Annotated in this window: 22 protein-coding genes; 10 read left to right on the forward strand and 12 right to left on the reverse strand. The window is 57.8% G+C overall.

Annotated elements, in window-relative coordinates:
* Positions 1 to 225 precede the first annotated feature (225 nt).
* Together JJQ51_RS24650 and JJQ51_RS24655 are read left to right on the forward strand one after the other, a co-directional pair.
* Positions 226 to 600: a hypothetical protein gene (locus tag JJQ51_RS24650; protein ID WP_112721678.1), complete on the forward strand. Its 375-nt coding sequence runs from the start codon at positions 226 to 228 to the stop codon at positions 598 to 600.
* Positions 601 to 835: 235 nt separating this feature from the next.
* Entirely contained in the window at positions 836 to 1,090 is a 255-nt protein-coding gene (locus JJQ51_RS24655; protein WP_113353456.1) for a DUF982 domain-containing protein, read from the forward strand.
* A 140-nt stretch (positions 1,091 to 1,230) separates the two neighbouring features.
* Here JJQ51_RS24655 and JJQ51_RS24660 read toward each other — a convergent pair whose 3' ends face one another.
* Entirely contained in the window at positions 1,231 to 3,225 is a 1,995-nt protein-coding gene (locus tag JJQ51_RS24660) for an ABC transporter ATP-binding protein/permease (RefSeq protein ID WP_113388799.1), read from the reverse strand.
* A gap of 333 nt (positions 3,226 to 3,558) precedes the next feature.
* On the opposite strand from JJQ51_RS24660, the gene JJQ51_RS24665 reads away from it, so the two are divergent.
* From JJQ51_RS24665 to JJQ51_RS24675, 3 genes are all read left to right on the forward strand, one after another.
* Positions 3,559 to 3,807, forward strand: coding sequence for a hypothetical protein (locus JJQ51_RS24665; protein ID WP_269245438.1), 249 nt, complete (start codon positions 3,559 to 3,561; stop codon positions 3,805 to 3,807).
* A gap of 232 nt (positions 3,808 to 4,039) precedes the next feature.
* Positions 4,040 to 5,833, forward strand: coding sequence for a thiamine pyrophosphate-requiring protein (locus JJQ51_RS24670; RefSeq protein WP_113353454.1), 1,794 nt, complete (start codon positions 4,040 to 4,042; stop codon positions 5,831 to 5,833).
* Positions 5,834 to 5,990: 157 nt separating this feature from the next.
* Positions 5,991 to 6,260 carry a hypothetical protein gene (locus JJQ51_RS24675; RefSeq protein ID WP_069614031.1) on the forward strand — a complete coding sequence of 90 codons (270 nt, stop codon included), beginning with the start codon at positions 5,991 to 5,993 and terminating at the stop codon, positions 6,258 to 6,260.
* Positions 6,261 to 6,285: 25 nt separating this feature from the next.
* Here the strand turns inward: JJQ51_RS24675 and JJQ51_RS24680 are convergent, their stop codons facing one another.
* The 6 genes from JJQ51_RS24680 to JJQ51_RS24705 all read right to left on the reverse strand — a co-directional run bounded on the left by JJQ51_RS24680 (position 6,286) and on the right by JJQ51_RS24705 (position 11,458).
* On the reverse strand, positions 6,286 to 7,179 hold the full coding sequence (locus JJQ51_RS24680) for a DUF72 domain-containing protein (RefSeq protein ID WP_113353453.1): 894 nt from the start codon (positions 7,177 to 7,179) through the stop codon (positions 6,286 to 6,288).
* A gap of 71 nt (positions 7,180 to 7,250) precedes the next feature.
* Positions 7,251 to 7,460, reverse strand: a complete 210-nt coding sequence (locus JJQ51_RS24685; RefSeq protein WP_113331686.1) for a hypothetical protein — start codon at positions 7,458 to 7,460, stop codon at positions 7,251 to 7,253.
* Positions 7,461 to 7,566: 106 nt separating this feature from the next.
* Positions 7,567 to 7,887: an oxidoreductase gene (locus tag JJQ51_RS24690; protein WP_113353452.1), complete on the reverse strand. Its 321-nt coding sequence runs from the start codon at positions 7,885 to 7,887 to the stop codon at positions 7,567 to 7,569.
* A 170-nt stretch (positions 7,888 to 8,057) separates the two neighbouring features.
* On the reverse strand, positions 8,058 to 10,151 hold the full coding sequence (locus JJQ51_RS24695) for a catalase (protein ID WP_269245439.1): 2,094 nt from the start codon (positions 10,149 to 10,151) through the stop codon (positions 8,058 to 8,060).
* A gap of 88 nt (positions 10,152 to 10,239) precedes the next feature.
* On the reverse strand, positions 10,240 to 10,677 hold the full coding sequence (locus tag JJQ51_RS24700) for a PPC domain-containing DNA-binding protein (RefSeq protein WP_113353451.1): 438 nt from the start codon (positions 10,675 to 10,677) through the stop codon (positions 10,240 to 10,242).
* 16 nt (positions 10,678 to 10,693) lie between these two features.
* Positions 10,694 to 11,458, reverse strand: a complete 765-nt coding sequence (locus JJQ51_RS24705) for an SDR family NAD(P)-dependent oxidoreductase (RefSeq protein WP_113353450.1) — start codon at positions 11,456 to 11,458, stop codon at positions 10,694 to 10,696.
* 176 nt (positions 11,459 to 11,634) lie between these two features.
* On the opposite strand from JJQ51_RS24705, the gene JJQ51_RS24710 reads away from it, so the two are divergent.
* From JJQ51_RS24710 to JJQ51_RS24730, 5 genes are all read left to right on the forward strand, one after another.
* A complete protein-coding gene (locus JJQ51_RS24710; RefSeq protein ID WP_173002519.1) occupies positions 11,635 to 12,489 on the forward strand; it encodes an SDR family oxidoreductase in 855 nt (284 codons plus the stop codon).
* Positions 12,490 to 12,679: 190 nt separating this feature from the next.
* Complete coding sequence (locus JJQ51_RS24715) at positions 12,680 to 12,862, forward strand: hypothetical protein (RefSeq protein ID WP_083258237.1); 183 nt, start codon at positions 12,680 to 12,682, stop codon at positions 12,860 to 12,862.
* 10 nt (positions 12,863 to 12,872) lie between these two features.
* Positions 12,873 to 13,079 carry a hypothetical protein gene (locus JJQ51_RS24720; protein ID WP_269245440.1) on the forward strand — a complete coding sequence of 69 codons (207 nt, stop codon included), beginning with the start codon at positions 12,873 to 12,875 and terminating at the stop codon, positions 13,077 to 13,079.
* A 130-nt stretch (positions 13,080 to 13,209) separates the two neighbouring features.
* Positions 13,210 to 13,659: a DUF2231 domain-containing protein gene (locus tag JJQ51_RS24725; protein ID WP_269245441.1), complete on the forward strand. Its 450-nt coding sequence runs from the start codon at positions 13,210 to 13,212 to the stop codon at positions 13,657 to 13,659.
* Entirely contained in the window at positions 13,656 to 14,999 is a 1,344-nt protein-coding gene (locus JJQ51_RS24730) for a PQQ-dependent sugar dehydrogenase (RefSeq protein WP_269245442.1), read from the forward strand. Before JJQ51_RS24725 ends, JJQ51_RS24730 begins: the two co-directional genes overlap by 4 nt.
* Positions 15,000 to 15,184: 185 nt before the next feature.
* On the opposite strand, the gene rpsU is transcribed toward JJQ51_RS24730, so the two are convergent.
* From rpsU to csgH, 5 genes are all read right to left on the reverse strand, one after another.
* Positions 15,185 to 15,388 (reverse strand): 30S ribosomal protein S21, encoded by a 204-nt coding sequence (rpsU, locus tag JJQ51_RS24735; RefSeq protein WP_095438691.1) that lies wholly within the window; start codon positions 15,386 to 15,388, stop codon positions 15,185 to 15,187.
* A 439-nt stretch (positions 15,389 to 15,827) separates the two neighbouring features.
* A complete protein-coding gene (locus tag JJQ51_RS24740) occupies positions 15,828 to 16,325 on the reverse strand; it encodes a BON domain-containing protein (protein ID WP_113388795.1) in 498 nt (165 codons plus the stop codon).
* Positions 16,326 to 16,407: 82 nt separating this feature from the next.
* Positions 16,408 to 16,557, reverse strand: coding sequence for a hypothetical protein (locus JJQ51_RS24745; RefSeq protein ID WP_095438695.1), 150 nt, complete (start codon positions 16,555 to 16,557; stop codon positions 16,408 to 16,410).
* A 220-nt stretch (positions 16,558 to 16,777) separates the two neighbouring features.
* Positions 16,778 to 17,191 (reverse strand): curlin, encoded by a 414-nt coding sequence (locus JJQ51_RS24750; protein WP_113353443.1) that lies wholly within the window; start codon positions 17,189 to 17,191, stop codon positions 16,778 to 16,780.
* A 237-nt stretch (positions 17,192 to 17,428) separates the two neighbouring features.
* Positions 17,429 to 17,827: a curli-like amyloid fiber formation chaperone CsgH gene (csgH, locus tag JJQ51_RS24755; RefSeq protein WP_113353442.1), complete on the reverse strand. Its 399-nt coding sequence runs from the start codon at positions 17,825 to 17,827 to the stop codon at positions 17,429 to 17,431.
* Between the last annotated feature and the right edge of the window lie 28 nt (positions 17,828 to 17,855).

Below are 17,855 nucleotides of genomic sequence, written 5' to 3' on the forward strand. Positions count from 1 at the left end.
CATTGGACTTCAGTCGCACGGGCATCCGACTGAAGGCTCGGCCGTGAGCTTCCAACATGCCGCAGCTATTTTTTGCGGTGGGTAAGCCTTGTCGGACTGTGTCGGCATGGCGCAACTTTGATTACTCCGAGCGGGCTCTTTAAAGGAACTTTGCAACGCGATCGGCATTCCCTTCTTTGTTGTTTGCGTTCTGAAACAGCGGAAACGTCGCTGAAGGAGCTTACCGTGATCAAACCTTTGATTCTATTCGGCCTCGCGCTGATGCCGGCAGCGGCTTTCGCGCAGTCGGCCGATCTTGAGGCAACCTGCAAGATCGTAGCCAAGAACTTCTTCCTGTCGGATAGCCTCGCGATCGGCGCTATCCAATCCTTTCCGGAACTGAAACCGCCCGGTGTGCGCATGGCCTATTCCACCCGTCAGGGAACATCTCCCGCGGAAATGACCGACACCTTCGAATGTGAATTCGACAAGCCCGACAAACCCCATAATCTCGCTAAGTTTTGCGTATCAACCACTTGTTATACGGCGAATGAGAGCGATGCGGACCGCAAGCGACGATTCGAGGAGATGCGCGTTCTCTTGCAACGAGCGGAAAAATAGCCGCTGTGAGTGGTGAAGGAATGTTAGATTTGGTGCCCGCCTTTGAAGCCAAGGATTTGCCTGTCGGTCAGAGCGACCGTTCGGTCGGAATGATCACGGTCCATGTGGCGGGGAAAGGCTCCGCCGAGTTCGCTCAGGTGAAAGCTCGAGCTTGGGTGGCTTTGGCTTGCGGCTTTGGTGACAACCTCGGCGGAACATTCGGATCGCGGTGCCGTTTCGCCGCAAGAGGACAATCATGACACAACAATTGTGGAACAAGCCAATCACCGTCGAGACGCGCAAACCCGGTCAGCGCCTGACGATCGCCAACACGGAGACCGCCACCTATTACCTGCTGCGGAACTGGCCCGCAAAGTCGCACGGGATCGCCTTCAAGAATGCGAAGCGAACGTTGATCAGTGCGCACCAAGGTCACGTGGAGGCCCTGGTAGCAAGAGCCGCGTTCCTCGCCGCGCTTAAAGAAAGCGGTATCCAAATATTTGAAGCGTGATGGGCGAGCACGACGCGCTCGATCCGACTTTGTAATGACAGCCATATTCCTAGCGGCCATGTGCTCTATCAGACTACACGAAAGATCATGTGTTGCCCTCGGTGCCACCGGACTGATGATGAGGCAAATGTCAGTCTTTCCTAACGGCGCTGTTTCCCGTGAGCCAAGTTGCCTCTTGCTGCGGGCCTTTGGTCATCCAAGAGGCGCAAAAGCAGGTTCCGTCTTTTCCCGCGCTGGGCGAGATCAATGTCGCTGACAAGCATCGCGCCACCCTCACGTCGCTCAAGGGTGATCTTGCGGCTATGGAAGGCCTCCAGCTCGGCTCTGTGCCCGACGCTGATAATGGTGACCTTCGGCAGTTCGCGGATCACCATCTCCATCATCTTGTCCTGGCTTTTTTCATCGAGCGCTGATGTGGCCTCATCCAGGACGATGATATCGGGATCGTGTAGCAGAAGACGCGCGAATGCGAGCCTCTGTTTCTCGCCGCCCGAGAGCGTCTGGTCCCAAGGCGCATCTTCCTCAATTCTGTCGTTGAGATAGTCAAGCCCGACCTTCTCAAGGGCCGCTTTGATCTCATCCAGCGTCCAGTCCTCGGCCGCTCGCGGATAGGCCACGGACCGGCGAAGTGTGCCCGATGGGATATAGGGTCGCTGGGGCAGCATGAACAATCGGCTACCGGGATGAAAATTGACGCTGCCATGACCCCAAGGCCAAAGACCGGAAATGGCCCGTACGAGCGTGCTTTTTCCCGTGCCGGATTCTCCGGCGACCAACACGCGTTCGCCCGGCTCGATCTCGACCTCCGTCTCCCTGACCACGGAGGTGCCATCGTCGAGCGTCACGGAAAGATTATTTAAGCACAGCATCACCTTGCCTTCTGTTTCACCCTGCTTGATGCGTCCGAGGGAATCGCTCTTTTCGGCACGCTCCAATCCGTCGAGTGACGTCATGAGCGATGCGACGCGATGTGCGGAGGCATTCCAGTCGGCAAGCCGCGGATAGTTGTCCACCAGCCATCCGAACGCACTCTGGACGATGGCGAAGGCAGAGGCAGACTGCATCACTTGACCGAGCGTCATGCTGCCTTCGAGGAATTTCGGTGCGCAAAGCAGGACCGGCACGACGGGCGCGATCAGCATCGACCCTTGCGAGATAAGCGTCGTGCGCATGTATTGATGCGCCAACCGCGCCCATTGCCTCAGCACATTGCCAAAAGTTCGTTCGAGGTCATTACGCTCCTCCTCTTCGCCGCCGAGCAATGCGATGCTCTCGCCGTTTTCGCGCACATGTGTCAGCGTATAGCGAAATTCCGCTTCCACCTGGTTCTTGACCTCGGAAATCTCGACGAAGTGCCGGCCGATAACTGCCATCGAGGTGGACGTGACCACGGCATAGAGAACCGCGGTGACGACAAGAAAGCCGGGAATTGTGATGACTGAACCAGCGATCTGGAACGTCAGGGCTCCGCCGATCGTCCACAGGACGACGATGAAGGTCGATGCCGACAAGAACGCGGAAATGACGCCGGCCAGGAAATCGACCGGGGACTCCGTGGCGATGCGCAAATCCTCGGAGAGACGCGCCTCGGGGTTCTTGTGGCCTTCGCCGCCGATCAGGTTCAGCTGATAATAACGGCCGTTCGCGAGCCAGCGAGCGATGAGCCCGGTCGTCAGCCAGGAGCGCCATCGTCTCTGGATCATCATGCGAATGTAGACTTGTACCGTGACAAGGGCGACACTTCCGAGCACCAGCGGCAGAAACACCGCGCTCAGGACATAAACGGTGTGGGCGTTGCGTTGCTCAATGGCGTCAAAAATCGCGCGGTTCCAGATGTTAATGCCATACTGGAAGCAGACGTTCAGGCCGATCAGCGCAAGTAGTCCGATCGTGCACGGCCACGCGAAGCCATCTCCGCGGCGACTCCAGTAGCCACGCGCGCTGATCCAGAAACGTGCAAGCAAGTACCCTTTGCGTGCCCGTTCGGCCTCCTCGGGCGTCATGTCCGGATCGGATTCAATGATATTTGCTGGTGGCTCGACATCAATAGTCGGAGCTTTCTCCCGGCGCGACCTCTCACGCCCAGGCGACTTGGCGCCGTCGACCGATTTCGGATTGGATTTAGCGTCGGTCATAAGCACGACAACGGACTAAAATTCAAAAAGTTTCACAATAGGAATGTCGTCGATGGTGGCGGCCATGTGTCGGGACAATGAGGCAGTCGTCGCGCGAACCCTCGGCATGTAACGGAAGGTTCATGTAAAAGCGTAAGTCGGTTGATTACTGTATCTTATCCCTAGGAACGAAGGTGCACCTCGGTCAAGGAAGAATGCACCCCATGGGCGGACCACGCGCCCTTGGCTTGTGTTGGCCGGCGCTATCGCGCGGATGGCAGCGCGCCAATGATGAGACGGCTCCAGGGAACTCGTCCATCGCAAATGGCGTTTCAATATCAGGAGGAATTCATCATGTGCCCGCAAAAGCCAATCATAGCTTCGCTTTTCGCACCCGCGCTTGGGCTGCCGAATCCGATACAATATTACCCCGAGCAATCGCCTCGTCTTCCCGCTTCAGAAAGTGAAAAGGAAGCGTATGAAGAGGGAGTCAAGGCGGGAAAATGTGAAGCCGAGAATAAAAAGAACCCTTATCCTGACAATAGCGAACTGGCCAAAGCCTACGAGCACGGTTACCTTGATGGTCAAAAGATCCGGTCGTAGCCACACAATGGCGAGCGATGATCTCGCACGTGTTCATTGTGCAATGCGAGGGCTTTTCATGGATTAGCAGAGAGACGTGTCGAACGATGATCGATGCGTCCGATGGACGGCGACGAAGGCTTCGCATGCCCGGCTTTTCCAATGACTGCCTCTTCCGATAGCGGGAACATAAAGAGCCTCTGCTTGTTGGACCCCACGCGCTTTGATGGCGCGCGACAAGTGGAGATGGATCATGGCAAAGACGGTTGGCGACTTTATCGTGCAGCGCCTCTACGATTGGGGCGTGCGACGCATCTTCGGCTATCCCGGAGATGGCATCAACGGCCTCTTCGGGGCTTTGAACCGGGCCGATGGAAAAATTGAATTCGTTCAGGCTCGTCACGAGGAGATGGCCGCTTTCATGGCGTCGGCTTATGCCAAATTCTCAGGCGAGCTTGGCGTTTGCGTCGCCACCTCTGGACCGGGTGCCACGCATTTGGTGACCGGGCTCTATGATGCGCGGTTGGATCATCAACCTGTCTTGGCCCTTGTCGGCCAGCAGGCCCGTCGGGCGCTGGGCGGTCACTATCAACAGGAAGTCGATCTCGCATCGCTCTTCAAGGATGTTGCCGGCAACTTCGTCCATCAGGCCTCAGCTCCCGCGCAAGTACGCCATCTGGTCGATCGGGCCGCGCGCATCGCGCTGGCGAACAAGACGGTCACTGCCGTCATCCTGCCGAACGACCTGCAGGAGATGCCCTATGAGACGCCGCCACGCAAGCATGGCTCGGTCATGTCGGGCGTCGGCTATGTGGCACCGAGAACGGTGCCGCACGAGATCGATCTGAAGCGCGCCGCGTCCGTCCTGAATGCCGGAAAGAGGGTCGCGATGCTCGTCGGTGCCGGCGCGTTGGGCGCGAGCGACGAGCTGATCGCGGTCGCGGACCGGCTGGGAGCAGGAGCGGCGAAAGCCTTGCTCGGCAAGGCCGCCCTACCGGATGATCTGGCGTGGGTCACCGGCTCCATCGGCCTTCTGGGTACCGAACCATCCTGGGACCTGATGCGAGACTGCGATACCCTGTTGGTCGTCGGATCCGGTTTTCCTTATTCGGAGTTCCTGCCCGAAGAAGGCGATGCAAAAGGGGTTCAGATCGATATCCGGCCTGACATGCTCTCCTTGCGTTATCCCATGGAGGTCAATCTTGTCGGCGACGCCCGGGAGACCTTGCAGGCATTGCTGCCGCTTCTCAAGCAGAAGCAGGATCTTTCCTGGCGCAAGGAGATCGAGACGAGTGTCGGAAAGTGGTGGCGAACGCTGGAGGCGAGGGCGCACGTGGAGGCCAATCCGGTCAACCCGCAGCGTGTCGTCTGGGAGCTTTCGCCACGCCTGCCAGACGGCGTCATCGTCACGAGCGATTCCGGTTCATGCGCCAATTGGTACGCGCGCGATTTGCGCATGCGCCGCGGCATGATGGCCTCCTTGTCCGGCGGTCTCGCGTCCATGGGGGCGGCGGTGCCCTATGCGATCGCCGCGAAGGTCGCGCATCCGGATCGGCCAATCGTCGCCCTGGTCGGTGATGGCGCCATGCAGATGAACAACATGGCGGAGTTGATCACCGTGACGAAATACTGGCGCGAATGGTCCGACCCACGCATGGTCGTCTGCGTCTTCAACAACGAGGATCTCAACCAGGTGACTTGGGAGCAACGCGTCATGGAAGGAGACCCAAAATTTGATGCCTCGCAGCGGATCCCCGATGTCCCCTATCATCGCTTCGCCGACATGATTGGCCTTCAGGGGATTTTCGTCGATCGACCGGAGGCGCTTGGCGCCGCCTGGGATGAAGCGCTTACCGCCGATCGTCCCGTTGTTCTCGAGGTCAAGACAGATCCCGAAGTGCCGCCGATACCGCCGCACCTGACTTTCGAGCAGATGCGCAACCTGACCACCGCCCTGCTGAAAGGGGATCCTGAAGAAAGCGGTGTGATCAAGGGAACGCTAAGACAGGCGCTGAGTGCCATCCTTCCTAGTCGCGCCAACAGGTGACGACGGGCAAATGTCGGCTGCGCTGCGGGAACCAATGCTGGGAAGGGTGGTTTGGACCGATGTCAATCGACTAAGCCTTGGCTGAATGAAAGAGCATAGCGCGAGACGGCGAAGTGCTCTGGACGCGGCAACAGGCGACAACGTCAGGAGGTGTAAGGTGGAAACCTATCATAGGTATCGTAAGAACAACGTGCCACCAGGCTCCATCGTCATCAAGTTCTACCATTCCGGCGATCAGATCCGAGGATTCCTGCGCAAGGTCATGTCGCCAGGAGAGGATGACACGGTTTTTCCTGGTGAGGAAATGGAGCCAGATGACGCCTTTCGGGCCGCTCGCAACAAGATGTCGAATGAGGTTATGCGGCCCATCTATGTCGAACTGTCGGAAGGCGTGAACTGGAATCCGGCCTGGGGGCGGCTTGAATAAGTATGATGCCGCCGCGTGCTCCTCCTTACGGACCTTTTTGCCAGACCAGCCCAAGATACTGGCTGAGCCGCCGCGCGTCGGCCGGCGCCCGCACCTTCACGTCATTATCGAAATAGACATAGACATCGCGACCCCGTCGTGACCGCTTCAATGGCTTCAGGACACGGTTGGCATTGTCCGGCTCGCGCCCGTGCGCCCAATCGGCGATGCGCTCCGCCCACATGCTCAACGCTTCATCATCGTAGCCGCTGACATAGAGTTCTTCCGAGCCATGCAGGCGGCAATAGATAAAGTCCGCGGTGACATCCATCAGCAACGGCCACTCGACGGTATCGGCGCAAACGAGCCCGATCCGATGCTTCCGCAAGAGTTCAATGAAATCGGCGTCCACGAAGCTCTCGTTGCGGATTTCGAATGCATGCCGGATCGGTCTCCTTTTGTCCGCCATCAACCAATCTCGGCCGTTCAAGCGCTCATCATGCCGCTTGGCCAAGGAAAGTGCCTCATCCGTGTCCTTTGGCAGCAGGTGGATGAAATTGGAGAACAGTTCTCGATCGAACCGCAGCCGGGGAGGAAACTGCCAAAGTATGGGTCCCAGCTTTGCTCCCAGCCGCAAGAGGCCGGAGGCCATGAAATTGGCAAGCGGCACCTCGATATCGCGAAGCCTTCGTAGATGGGTTATATAGCGTGATCCCTTGACCGCGAAAACGAAGTCGTCTGGAGTGGCCTCCCGCCATCTTGCGAAGGTGTCGGGTGTCTGCAGGCTGTAGAATGTGCCGTTGATTTCAATGGATGGAAATTGCGAGGAGGCGTAGGACAATTCGTGTTTCTGGGTCACGCCCTTCGGATAGAAAACGCCGCGCCAGGGTGCGTACGTCCACCCGGAAATTCCGATGCGGATCGTTCCAGCCTTTACCATGGTTCATACCGCGTCCGGATCACCTTGCCTGTGCAAGAGACGATGTCGTAATTCAATGCCCGTCGATCCCGTCAGGTAACGTTGATGGACGGCAGGAACGACATGACCTCGTTGCGTTGTCTTGGTGCCAAACTCTCGATTTCCCTTTTCCAAAAGGCTTCAGCTTCGAGCGGATCAGCCTCCCAGCTGTTGGTCGACAGGATGTTGTCATCCATTACCAGAAGTCTTTTTCCACCGAGCCTTAGATATTCCTCGGCAAGTTCCTGAGCGCCATTCATCATGATTTGTCTCCTTGATTGGCCCTCCCGCTGCCGGTGATCCACGTCACGGACACCGACAGCCAAGAGGTGTGCGAAATGCGGGAGGCATTTCGGATTTCCACCATTATTATTGCGGACAGTTCTGGCTGGACGTGCTGTCGCTCGACTGGCTATTGTTTTGCGTATCCGTACCTTGCGTCGTGTTCTTGCCGGTTTTCATGGCATTGCAGTCCTGGGACTGACCGTTGGAATTCGGAGTCCCGTTGGTTCCGGTGGTATTGCTATTGGCGCCTCCAGTTCCGTTGGAGGTGCCATTGCTCTGCGAACCGGTGCCGGCGCCGTTACCACTTCCGGAATTGCCTGTTCCGCCGGAACCTGATTGCTGAGCCATGGCTGCCGTGGCCATGCCGATCGAAAGAGCACAGACTGCGATTATTCTCGTCAACATTGGTATTTCCTTTCTTTGGATTTGCCACCTTCCAACTCCAATGGCGGGCAGTTGTTTCCGGATTTTCCGATATTTCCTCGCTGGTAGTCAGATCAGGGAATGGCGCGATAATCGGTGGACACCGCTGATCACCAACGGAGGCAGGCAGCGACGTGAGGGGAGCTTGCCCATCAGGCGAGCATCCGGACACGGGGCTCGCGGTCCCAATATCGCTTGGGCGCGGCACTCAGGAAGGAGGCGAGATCCACGACACCGGCGTCGGGTTGAATGCCCGCCTTGTCGAGAAGCGCCTTGGCGGCAGCGTCATGACCGATCGCCTTTAGGTGTCCGAAAGCATCCATCACCCATTGCACGGCAGCCCCTTCGTTGAGGAGCACAGCGGCGCCTTCCTTCGCGAGGATGACGGCAACGGCATCGAAAAGCTGCGAAGGCGAACCAAGGAGCTGCCCATCGGCACGGATCGTATTTCCGTCGGAAAGCTTCGTCTCCCCCACCTTGGAAGCCACGATGAAAGGCCTCGCCTTGGCGTCGTTGAGGGCTTCGACGAGATCGGAGATCGCCTTGGCGTCGCTTCCGTCGGCGATCAATATGCCGATCTGCCGCCCTTCGAGCGTCTCCTTCATGTTCTTATGGATGGAAAGAGCGGGGGAGGGGGCGAGATCGATCGGCTCACGCGCCGGCAAATTCTTGGTCGGGTTGACGAGCCCGAGGCCCGCGGCGACCCTGTTGGCAAGCCCCGCATCGACATTCATGAGGTTGCCGACCATGCGGGGCGGCACGTGCTGAAGCTGAACCTTCGATAATTCGAAGACGAAGGCCGATGCGATGTGAGCCTGTTCCGACGGTGTCTGGGACTTCCAGAAAAGACGAGCCTGACTGTAATGGTCGGCAAAGAGTTCACCGCGCACGCGCAGCTTATCGCCCTGCTCTTCCTTCCCGGCTTGATGCTCATAGGTGCGGAAGCCCGTCACCGGACATTCGCGCGGACCGCCGATTTCGCCGTTGTCGCCAAGGCTATTCGGTTCGTAGTTCGCGCGGCCCTTCGGCACTTGCATCTGCATCTGCCCGTCGCGCTGGAAGTTCATGACGGGGCATTTGGGCGCATTGATCGGCAGTTGATGGAAGTTCGCGGTCCCAAGGCGGGATTTCTGCGTGTCGAGATAGCTGAAGAGCCGGCCCTGCAGCAGGGGATCGTTGGTGAAATCGACGCCTGGGACGATGTTTGCCGGGCAGAACGCCACTTGCTCGGTTTCCGCGAAGAAATTGTCCGGATTGCGATCGAGAACCAGCCGTCCGACGATCTTTACCGGCAGTACCTCTTCCGGGATGATCTTCGTGGCATCGAGGACGTCGTAGGGAAGGTTTTCGGCAAAGGCATCGTCGAAGAGCTGCAGGCCCAGTTCCCATTCAGGAAAATGCCCGGCCGCGATCGCCTCGAAGAGGTCGCGGCGATGGTAGTCATTGTCGGCCGCCTGCAGCTTCAATGCCTCGTCCCAGACAAGCGATTGAATGCCGAGCTTCGGCTTCCAGTGGAATTTCACGAATGTGGATTTACCGGCATCGTTGACGAAGCGAAACGTGTGGACGCCGAAGCCTTGCATCATGCGCGGCGAGCGCGGAATAGCTCGATCGGACATCGCCCACATCAGCATATGCGTGGATTCCGGCATCAGCGACGCCCAGTCCCAGAACGTATCATGGGCGGTAGCCGCCTGCGGATACGCGCGGTCGGCCTCCATCTTCACGGCATGCACAAGATCGGGGAATTTCATCGCATCCTGAATGAAGAAGACGGGGATGTTGTTGCCGACAAGGTCCCAATTACCCTGCTTGGTATAGAATTTCACGGCGAAGCCGCGCACGTCACGCGGCGTATCCACCGAGCCGGCACCGCCGGCAACGGTCGAAAAGCGGACGAAGACCGGCGTCTTTTCACCCTTGCGCTGAAACAGATCGGCGCTGGTCACATCGGACAGCGATTCATAGAGCTCGAAGAAGCCGTGTGCGGCCGAACCTCGTGCATGCACGATCCGTTCAGGGATGCGCTCATGGTCGAAATGGAAGATCTTTTCACGCAGGACGAAATCTTCAAGCAGCGTCGGGCCACGGACCCCGGACTTCAGGCTGTTCTGATTGTCCGACACCCGGATACCCTGATTGGTGGTCAGATGCTCCGCGTCGCCATGGGGACCGCTTTCGGGAATATGCTGGTGCGTCTCCCCGCCTTCGCCGCGCGATGTTTCGAAGCTCGTGTCCTTCGCCATGATATCCTCTTTTTTGCCGTTGGAACCGCTGACCGAACCTTGTTCGACGGGCAATGTTCCGATTGGCCGGAGATGGCGGCTGGTGACCTCAAAGTTCGATCAGCGCGATGCCGAGATCCTCTTGATGCCGACGCTGCAATTCCGCCGGTGTTTCCACGATGGTCGCTTCCAAGGTCGGATGCACGATACCGTCGAGAAAGTGGCCGCCGCGCGTGGAGCCATCCTTCAGACCGAGGACGGCATGAAGATGGAGGCTCGCCTTGCCATCGTCGCCTGTCGCGATATCGCCGATCAGGCTCAGCACCTCGCATTGCTCGGTAATCGGGATCTTGCGGTAGCTTCGCTCGCTAAAATCGAACCAGCCGACAGTCGCGCGTTCAAACGCGCCTATCGCGGTGATCGAAGCCCCCTTCAGGTCCTGATCCGTGGCGAAGCGGGCGAGCGTGGAGAATGCTTCCTCATTCGCATCGAGCACGACGACATAGGTCTTCAGGCCGTTCCGCAGGTCAACTTTCTTGAAATTCATCGCGCTCGTCTCCCTTTCAATCCTGTGCCGGCTGGCCGTTGGAAGCCGACACGCCACCATCGACGGCGATGTTGGCGCCGGTCACGAAGCTTGCATCGTCGCTTGCCAGAAAGGCGATGACGGCCGCGACCTCGTCCGGCTCGCAGACACGACCAAGTGGAATGCGTTCCTTGAACTTGGCAACGAGGGCTTCATCCTTGAGCATGTCCTCCGTCATGCCAGTGCGCGTGAGGCTCGGGCATACGGAATTGACGCGAATTCCCTTTCGGCCGAGATCTAGCGCCAGCGCGCGGGTCAGATTGACGATGGCACCCTTGGCGGCGTTGTAGGGGCTCATACCCCAATCGCCGCCGGTGCCGGAGACGGAGGCAGTGTTGATGATCGACCCCTTGGTCTTTTCAAGATGCGGTATGGCCGCACGACAACCGAAAAACACGCCGTCCAGATCGGTCGCCATGACATCGCGCCATTGCTCGTTGGAAATGTCGGCGGGCGCGCCACCCTCGTGAATGCCAGCATTGTTCACGATGACGTCAAGGCGACCGAACCGTTCCACCACCGCCGCTACCATCGCGGCGACCGCCGACGATGCCGATACATCCACCAACTGCTTAAGGCTGCGTTCGGCTGGCAAATCCGCGATGACTTTTTCCAGCGCATCCTCGCGGCGGTCGACGAGAGCGACATTGGCGCCTTCCTTGGAAAAGCGCCGTGCCGTCGCCTCTCCCATTCCCGATGCAGCACCTGTTACGATGACGACCTTTCCTTCGAAGCGATGCATCGGGCTGTCCTTTCAAAATCGGCGAAACGGGATCTATCGAAACATAGCTTTCGATAGGAACCAGGACCGGACTTGAATGTTCCCCGATGCACCGGGCGGATAGTGTGCCATGGATGGAACCGAAAGCGAGGTGGATGGTTTGGAATGACAACGCAATCATCTCCGGAAGCAAAGTCATGACACATCCACGACCACCATTTCCGCCGCAGCAACAGCCCATGCCCGGCTATACCGCCGACATGCATCCGAAACCCGATCATGGAGAGGTGACCTATCACGGATCAGGAAAGCTTGCCGGCAAAAGGGCTGTCATCACCGGCGGTGACAGCGGCATTGGCCGCGCTGTCGCGATCGCCTTTGCCCGCGAGGGCGCGGATGTTTTGATCGCCTATCTGAGCGAAGACGACGATGCTCACGAAACCAAGAAATGGGTCGAGGAGGCCGGCCGCAAGGCGGTGTTGATGGCCGGCGATATTCAGGATCCCAGACATTGTCGAGATATCATCGACAAGGCCGTCGCCGAACTGGGAGGGATCGATATTCTTGTCAACAATGCCGCGCATCAGGCGAGCTTTCAAGATATTGGCGATATCAGTGACGAGGAATGGGAATTGACCTTCAAGGTCAATATCCATGCCATGTTCTATCTGACCAAGGCGGCCGTACCGCACATGAAGCCGGGCAGCGCCATCATCAATACGGCGTCCATCAACTCGGACACTCCAAACCCCACATTGCTTGCCTATGCCACCACCAAAGGGGCCATCCAGAATTTTACCGCGGGGCTGGCGCAATTGCTCGCGGAAAAAGGCATTCGCGCCAATGCCGTGGCGCCAGGACCTATTTGGACGCCATTGATCCCTTCGACGATGACGTCGGAAGCAGTCGAGAATTTCGGAAAGCAAGTGCCGATGAAGCGACCGGGTCAGCCGGCTGAACTGGCAACGGCCTATGTCATGCTTGCCGATCCACTCTCCAGCTATGTTTCCGGCACGACCGTCGCGGTCACTGGGGGCAAGCCTCTCCTTTGAGTTCGGTGCATCTGCGCGACACGAAGCTGAGCCGCGCTCTTCAGATCGAAATCATGTGCTTATGTCCGCGAACGGCGCTCATTCTCGGAACATTCCGGGCTGGAAGTGGTTTGGCCATGACAACGAATGCAGCAAGACGGCCAAGATAAATCGTCCACAGCTTCTGGCAAGGCAATGACAGGAGGAGATGATGAACAGCAGACCACCACCAGTTCCCGAGGAGAATCGAAGCGATAAAGGTGTTGGTGACCACGCCAAGCCATCGATATCCGACCCCCATAAGCCTGACATGACGGTGGATCCCGACAAGAAAGGTCAGCAGGGAAATAGCCGGATCAATACCAGTCACCAGGGGCATCAACAGGATCGATAGGGAGGTGTCAATGTCCACGTCGACGAAAACACCGGCCAGTATTCGCCAAGGCGGCCCGGGAGCATCCCATGAAAGTGCCAAGGCGCCCTTGAATATTCCAAAGCCGCCGGCCGAGCCCGATAAGCGGGACCGCAGCAAGGTTTCCGGCGGCGGCGGCGAACGAGATCGCCATCATGGCCACGATCCCAGCCGGAAAGGTGGCCACTCCGCAAGCTGAGGCCGAATTCCGCTCGTGTCGAGAAGCCGAGCGGAAGGCCCGATGCAGTCCATAAGACCCCAATTGTCCGCCTGGAACAAAGCAAGTCGATAAATGTTTGGGTGCTCTCAGGAATATTGGAGACACCGATATGGTCGCACAGGACCCTCGCGCTGCACACCCTCTTCCGCCCCGCCCCCTTCACTCGCTCCTCATTCCGATCCCGATGGTTTGCTTCCTTGGCACATTGGCAACGGACCTGGCCTATTGGGGAACCGCCGAGATGATGTGGGCGGATGCTTCCGCGTGGCTGCTCGCGGTTGGCTTGCTGTTCGGCTTGCTTGCTATAATCGCCATGATAATCGATGCACTGGGCAGGCGCCTTTCCTTGATGCGCGGACCAGTCTGGCTTTATTCGATCTGCGGCGTTCTTATCCTCGTCTTGTCCTTCTTTAACGCGCTCGTGCATAGCCGGGATGCATGGACTTCCGTCGTTCCGACCGGGCTTATTCTTTCATCTGTGGTGGTCGTTCTCGTCCTTTTGAGCGGCTGGATAAGGCGGGTATTGATTTTCCGCAGAGATCCGGGAGCCGAGAGATGAAGATCGGTGTAGGTAAGTTGACCGCGCCATCCCCCGTTGCCGCGCTTATCTGCGGCACGATCCTTATCCTGTCTGGCTGCGGTCAGAACGAAGAGGATCCGAAGGATCAGGTCGGACCAAATCCGACATTGCCGGCCCAGACGCAATATCTCATCCCACCGATGCATGTCGCGAAGGTGATCGGCTGGCAAAACGGCGACAAGCCAAAGGTTGCGGAAGGATTGCAGATAAAGGCGTTCGCGACAGGACTGAAGCACCCGCGTTCGGTTTATGTGCTGCCGAATGGCGATGTTCTTGCCGTGGAATCTGTTGCGCCGCCCGCGGCATCGATCAAGCGTCCCAAGGATCTGATCATGGGCTGGATCGAGTCGATGGCGACATCTGCCGGCAGCAATGAAGGAAGCAACCGTATAACCTTGCTGCGTGACGCCGATGGGGATGGAGTTGCCGAAACGAAGAACGTTTTTCTCGATCATCTCGCCTCCCCTTTCGGTGTCGCTCTTGTCGGTAGCGACCTGTATGTCGCGGAGACGGACAAGATCATGCGTTATCCATACAAGACGGGAGAGACGAGCATCCCCGATCCGGGAACGAAACTTACCGATTTGCCCGGCGGACCCATCGATCACCATTGGACCAAGAGCCTTGTGGCGAGCCCTGATGGTACGCTACTTTATGTCGGTGTCGGCTCGAACAGCAATATCACGGAAAACGGCATACAGGCTGAAATGGACCGCGCCTCCATCTGGGAGGTCGATAGAGCAACGGGGCGCCATCGCATCTTCGCGGATGGATTGAGAAATCCGAATGGTCTTTCCTGGGAGCCGCAGACGCACGCTCTCTGGGCAGTCGTCAACGAGCGCGATGAGCTAGGTCCCAATCTCGTGCCGGACTATATGACTTCGGTGAAGGAGGGCGGCTTCTATGGTTGGCCGTACAGCTATTTTGGCAAGAACATCGATCCCAGGGTCATGCCGCAAAGACCAGACCTTGTGGCGAAGGCAATCGTTCCGGATTACGCGCTGAGTTCGCACGTGGCGCCCCTTGGGATGGTCTTCTATACCGGTACCAGTTTGCCGGAAGCGTATCGCGGCGGTGCCTTCGTCGGCGAGCACGGGAGTTGGAATCGACACCAATTCAACGGCTACAAGGTGGTCTTCGTCACATTCGCGGACGGTCGGCCCAAAGGCCTTCCGCAAGACGTCGTGACCGGCTTCTTGAATGGCGACAACGAGGCGAGGGGCCGGCCGGTAGGTTTGGCGGTCGACAAGCCTGGCGCCTTGCTAATCGCCGATGACGTCGGCAATACGGTCTGGCGCGTTAGCTCGGCAGCGCCGTAAACTTTACCGACGCCGTCGAGAAAGCGGTGTGCTTGGCCCGCGTTTCGCGCAATGCCGGCGGATCGAAAGGCGCCTTGAAGCGCCAGCATAGTCGCGGTCATCATGGCAAAGCCGCCCTGAACGAAATGAACTTGCATGCATTATGATGTGTTCATCCGATTTCATGTCGGATCTGGCTGACCTAATCAGCCGCCATCGCGCTTCATTCTTTTGCGCATGGCTTTGCGATGTCTGCTGATGGCCTGCGCTTTTTCCCGAATACGCCGCTGGGATGGTTTCTCGTAGGCTCGTCGCTCCTTCATTTCCCGGAACAAGCCTTCACGCTGCATCTTTCGTTTGAGAACTCGGATTGCTTGTTCGATATTGTTGTCTCTTACCAGGACCTGCATTTTGTTCTCCTCACTATTGGTGATGAATGGCGGCCGTCAGCCGAGTTGCTCGGCTATCAGCTTCTGAAGCTCCTCGCGGGTGAGCAAACAGGGATAGGGTTTCCAGCTTTTGTCGGGGAGCTGGTTGATGGGTTGATCGCATCCGCGCGGCTTCACCGCCGCGAGCGCGTCGATTGCCTTTGATTTTTTCAATGAAATCTCCTGCGCCGGCCACTAAGCCAGCGCTCATGTCAATGGATGATGGAAGCGCCCGTCACGTCATCGGACGGAGGGCAAGGAACGGACCGCATGATGGGTCGGGCGATTAAGGCCTGGACCAGCCATTGCAATGCAACGGGCGAGCGGAACCGCATATCTCAAGCCGATAAATGGGTATCGAATTCCGATGTTGCAAGGGGGCAACATCTTCCCAACGTCTAGGGCATGTGGGGCCCGCGTATCACACATCGGGGGGAATATGGGAATCGACACCGATCGTTTTCAGATTGTTGCGAACCTTGACGACACCGGGCGTAGACAGCCCAAGCGCTTCCGCCTGTTCGGCAGCCGCCTGCGTTTCGACACTGCCTTCCAATGTTACGATACCGTCCTCGGCATGAACCTCGATGCTGTCTGCATCGATTTCTTTGCTTTCGATGAACCGTTCGGTAATCGCCGCTTCCAGTTCATCGTTATCGATACGGCTGGGTGGCAATGGCCCAATCGTGTGGGCTGTGTCTTCCTCAAGCCCGTTCGTGTCCGCGTTATCTCCAATCAGGCCAGAGGGGGTATCTTCGTCAAAGTTCGCTGGAGTGGTGCCATATTCTCGATTTTCCGGTTCGGTCGAACCTAGGGCGCTTTCGTCGGAATATGGCCAGCCTTCGCGGGCATCGCGATCCTGATAGTCGCGATAGTCCTCTTCTCGCGACAGCGATTTCTTCTTTCGAAACTGTGTCATAGCCAATCTCCTTCCCTTCAGCTCAAGAAACACGCTAAGCTCCGATTTGCTTCTCGGACGCCCATCCGGCTCCGCCGATCTGTTAGTGGTGCTTGAAATATTGCACCTCGCGCTCATGCTTTTCGGCCGCCTCGCGGGTCTTGAACGTCCCGAGATTCTTGCGCTTGTGTGTCTTCGGATCGAGCTTGCGTGAGTAGAGACGATATTCACCGGATTTCAGTTTGCGGATCATGACGGTTTCTCCTTTGCTATGGATATAACCCCCGTCGGCAGCCCTGGTTCCGATCGTGCCAAGCCGCGATAAAAGCCCATCCGAAAGGAAAGACCGGCTTTTCCTTCGCCTGTATCGAGGAGGAAATCATTCCGCGCGCCGTTCGCCGGCGCTTTCTCTCTCTGCCAAAATAAGCGAAGATCTTTTGCCTGGGATCGCCTTCGGGATTGCCGTGAACTGCCTACCAGCCGTAGCTGAAGGTAGCGCCACTGCCATTATCCCCATCCTGCTCCACATCGGTTTCAGTATTTCGTCCGTACTGGAAAATGCCATAGGCATTGTTGTTGCCGTTCTGCCGCAAGGTTGCGGAATGACCATTGCCCTGCTGCTGGATGAAGCCGAGATTGCCTCGGCCGGCCTGGGCAATGCCAGCCGCGTTCCCCCGGCCCAGCTGCCGGATGTCGGCGTCTTTCAGGCCGCGGTACAGCGAATAGACGCGCAGTCCGGTCGAGAAAAGATCCGCATCCTCGGCATTATCAGGCACAAGGTTGAACGAGATCCGGCCACCGGCATAGGCTGGCGCGGACAAGGCGACCTGTCCCAGGCTCCCGGCAAGAAGAGTGATGGTAAGGATCTTAAACACGCTGCGGGTCATCCTGATCTCCATTGGCCGGCTGTCTGAGCCGATGACCAACCTTCGCATCTTTAAGCTGAACCCAGTCGGAATTGCCCGTTCAGTTGTGGTTCAGTCGTCTGGAATTGCGTGAAACCAAAGAGACAGAGCGGTTCAGAGGCTCCGTGAGAAACTGAACCGCTCTAAACCTGATCGAAAGCAAAAGGGCGCCAGGAGCCGGCGCCCTTTTTAAAGGGATTTGCCGAGTTTGGAGGCCGATTAGTTGTCGCCGACCTGCTTCGTGCAGCTGAAACTCTTATCTCCGATCACAATATCCAGCGTTGCCCTGTATGCGGTTCCTTTGGAGCCGAGCGAGACGGAGCTGAGGATTGCCGGATGCCCGGCCGTGGCATCGAAATCGCCACTCTGGTTGATCATGGAACTTCCACCGTCTCCCGATTTTTCGACGCGAAACGTGTAAGTCCCGCCGACATGCGTGTCGGCGTGGACGAGCGCATCCAGTCTCACCATACCTGCTCCAGGCGTTGCTTTGATTTCGCAAAGCCCCGCATCGTCAGATTGGTTGGCAGTCGTCATGGCCGCAACGGCGCCGACGGGAAGCAGGACCAGCGCGAGGATCGTCATCAGTCGGCGTGGATGTTTGACGCTATTTGGCATGGGTCATCTCCCCAAATGGTCTGCTGTC

The organism is Rhizobium sp. AG207R, assembly GCF_027109195.1.
Classification (GTDB): domain Bacteria; phylum Pseudomonadota; class Alphaproteobacteria; order Rhizobiales; family Rhizobiaceae; genus Rhizobium; species Rhizobium dioscoreae.

What these genes read in the sequence shown, in the direction of transcription:
- JJQ51_RS24745 (WP_095438695.1), bottom strand. Translation starts at nt 16,557, where the DNA reads ATGATCCGCAAACTGAAATCCGGTGAATATCGTCTCTACTCACGCAAG.
- JJQ51_RS24695 (WP_269245439.1), bottom strand. Translation starts at nt 10,151, where the DNA reads ATGGCGAAGGACACGAGCTTCGAAACATCGCGCGGCGAAGGCGGGGAG.
- JJQ51_RS24725 (WP_269245441.1), top strand. Translation starts at nt 13,210, where the DNA reads ATGGTCGCACAGGACCCTCGCGCTGCACACCCTCTTCCGCCCCGCCCC.
- JJQ51_RS24685 (WP_113331686.1), bottom strand. Translation starts at nt 7,460, where the DNA reads ATGATGAATGGCGCTCAGGAACTTGCCGAGGAATATCTAAGGCTCGGT.
- JJQ51_RS24750 (WP_113353443.1), bottom strand. Translation starts at nt 17,191, where the DNA reads ATGACCCGCAGCGTGTTTAAGATCCTTACCATCACTCTTCTTGCCGGG.
- JJQ51_RS24710 (WP_173002519.1), top strand. Translation starts at nt 11,635, where the DNA reads ATGACACATCCACGACCACCATTTCCGCCGCAGCAACAGCCCATGCCC.
- JJQ51_RS24680 (WP_113353453.1), bottom strand. Translation starts at nt 7,179, where the DNA reads ATGGTAAAGGCTGGAACGATCCGCATCGGAATTTCCGGGTGGACGTAC.
- rpsU (WP_095438691.1), bottom strand. Translation starts at nt 15,388, where the DNA reads ATGCAGGTCCTGGTAAGAGACAACAATATCGAACAAGCAATCCGAGTT.
- JJQ51_RS24705 (WP_113353450.1), bottom strand. Translation starts at nt 11,458, where the DNA reads ATGCATCGCTTCGAAGGAAAGGTCGTCATCGTAACAGGTGCTGCATCG.
- JJQ51_RS24730 (WP_269245442.1), top strand. Translation starts at nt 13,656, where the DNA reads ATGAAGATCGGTGTAGGTAAGTTGACCGCGCCATCCCCCGTTGCCGCG.
- JJQ51_RS24660 (WP_113388799.1), bottom strand. Translation starts at nt 3,225, where the DNA reads ATGACCGACGCTAAATCCAATCCGAAATCGGTCGACGGCGCCAAGTCG.
- JJQ51_RS24700 (WP_113353451.1), bottom strand. Translation starts at nt 10,677, where the DNA reads ATGAATTTCAAGAAAGTTGACCTGCGGAACGGCCTGAAGACCTATGTC.
- JJQ51_RS24690 (WP_113353452.1), bottom strand. Translation starts at nt 7,887, where the DNA reads ATGTTGACGAGAATAATCGCAGTCTGTGCTCTTTCGATCGGCATGGCC.
- JJQ51_RS24665 (WP_269245438.1), top strand. Translation starts at nt 3,559, where the DNA reads ATGTGCCCGCAAAAGCCAATCATAGCTTCGCTTTTCGCACCCGCGCTT.
- JJQ51_RS24740 (WP_113388795.1), bottom strand. Translation starts at nt 16,325, where the DNA reads ATGACACAGTTTCGAAAGAAGAAATCGCTGTCGCGAGAAGAGGACTAT.
- JJQ51_RS24720 (WP_269245440.1), top strand. Translation starts at nt 12,873, where the DNA reads ATGTCCACGTCGACGAAAACACCGGCCAGTATTCGCCAAGGCGGCCCG.
- JJQ51_RS24670 (WP_113353454.1), top strand. Translation starts at nt 4,040, where the DNA reads ATGGCAAAGACGGTTGGCGACTTTATCGTGCAGCGCCTCTACGATTGG.
- csgH (WP_113353442.1), bottom strand. Translation starts at nt 17,827, where the DNA reads ATGCCAAATAGCGTCAAACATCCACGCCGACTGATGACGATCCTCGCG.
- JJQ51_RS24655 (WP_113353456.1), top strand. Translation starts at nt 836, where the DNA reads ATGACACAACAATTGTGGAACAAGCCAATCACCGTCGAGACGCGCAAA.
- JJQ51_RS24715 (WP_083258237.1), top strand. Translation starts at nt 12,680, where the DNA reads ATGAACAGCAGACCACCACCAGTTCCCGAGGAGAATCGAAGCGATAAA.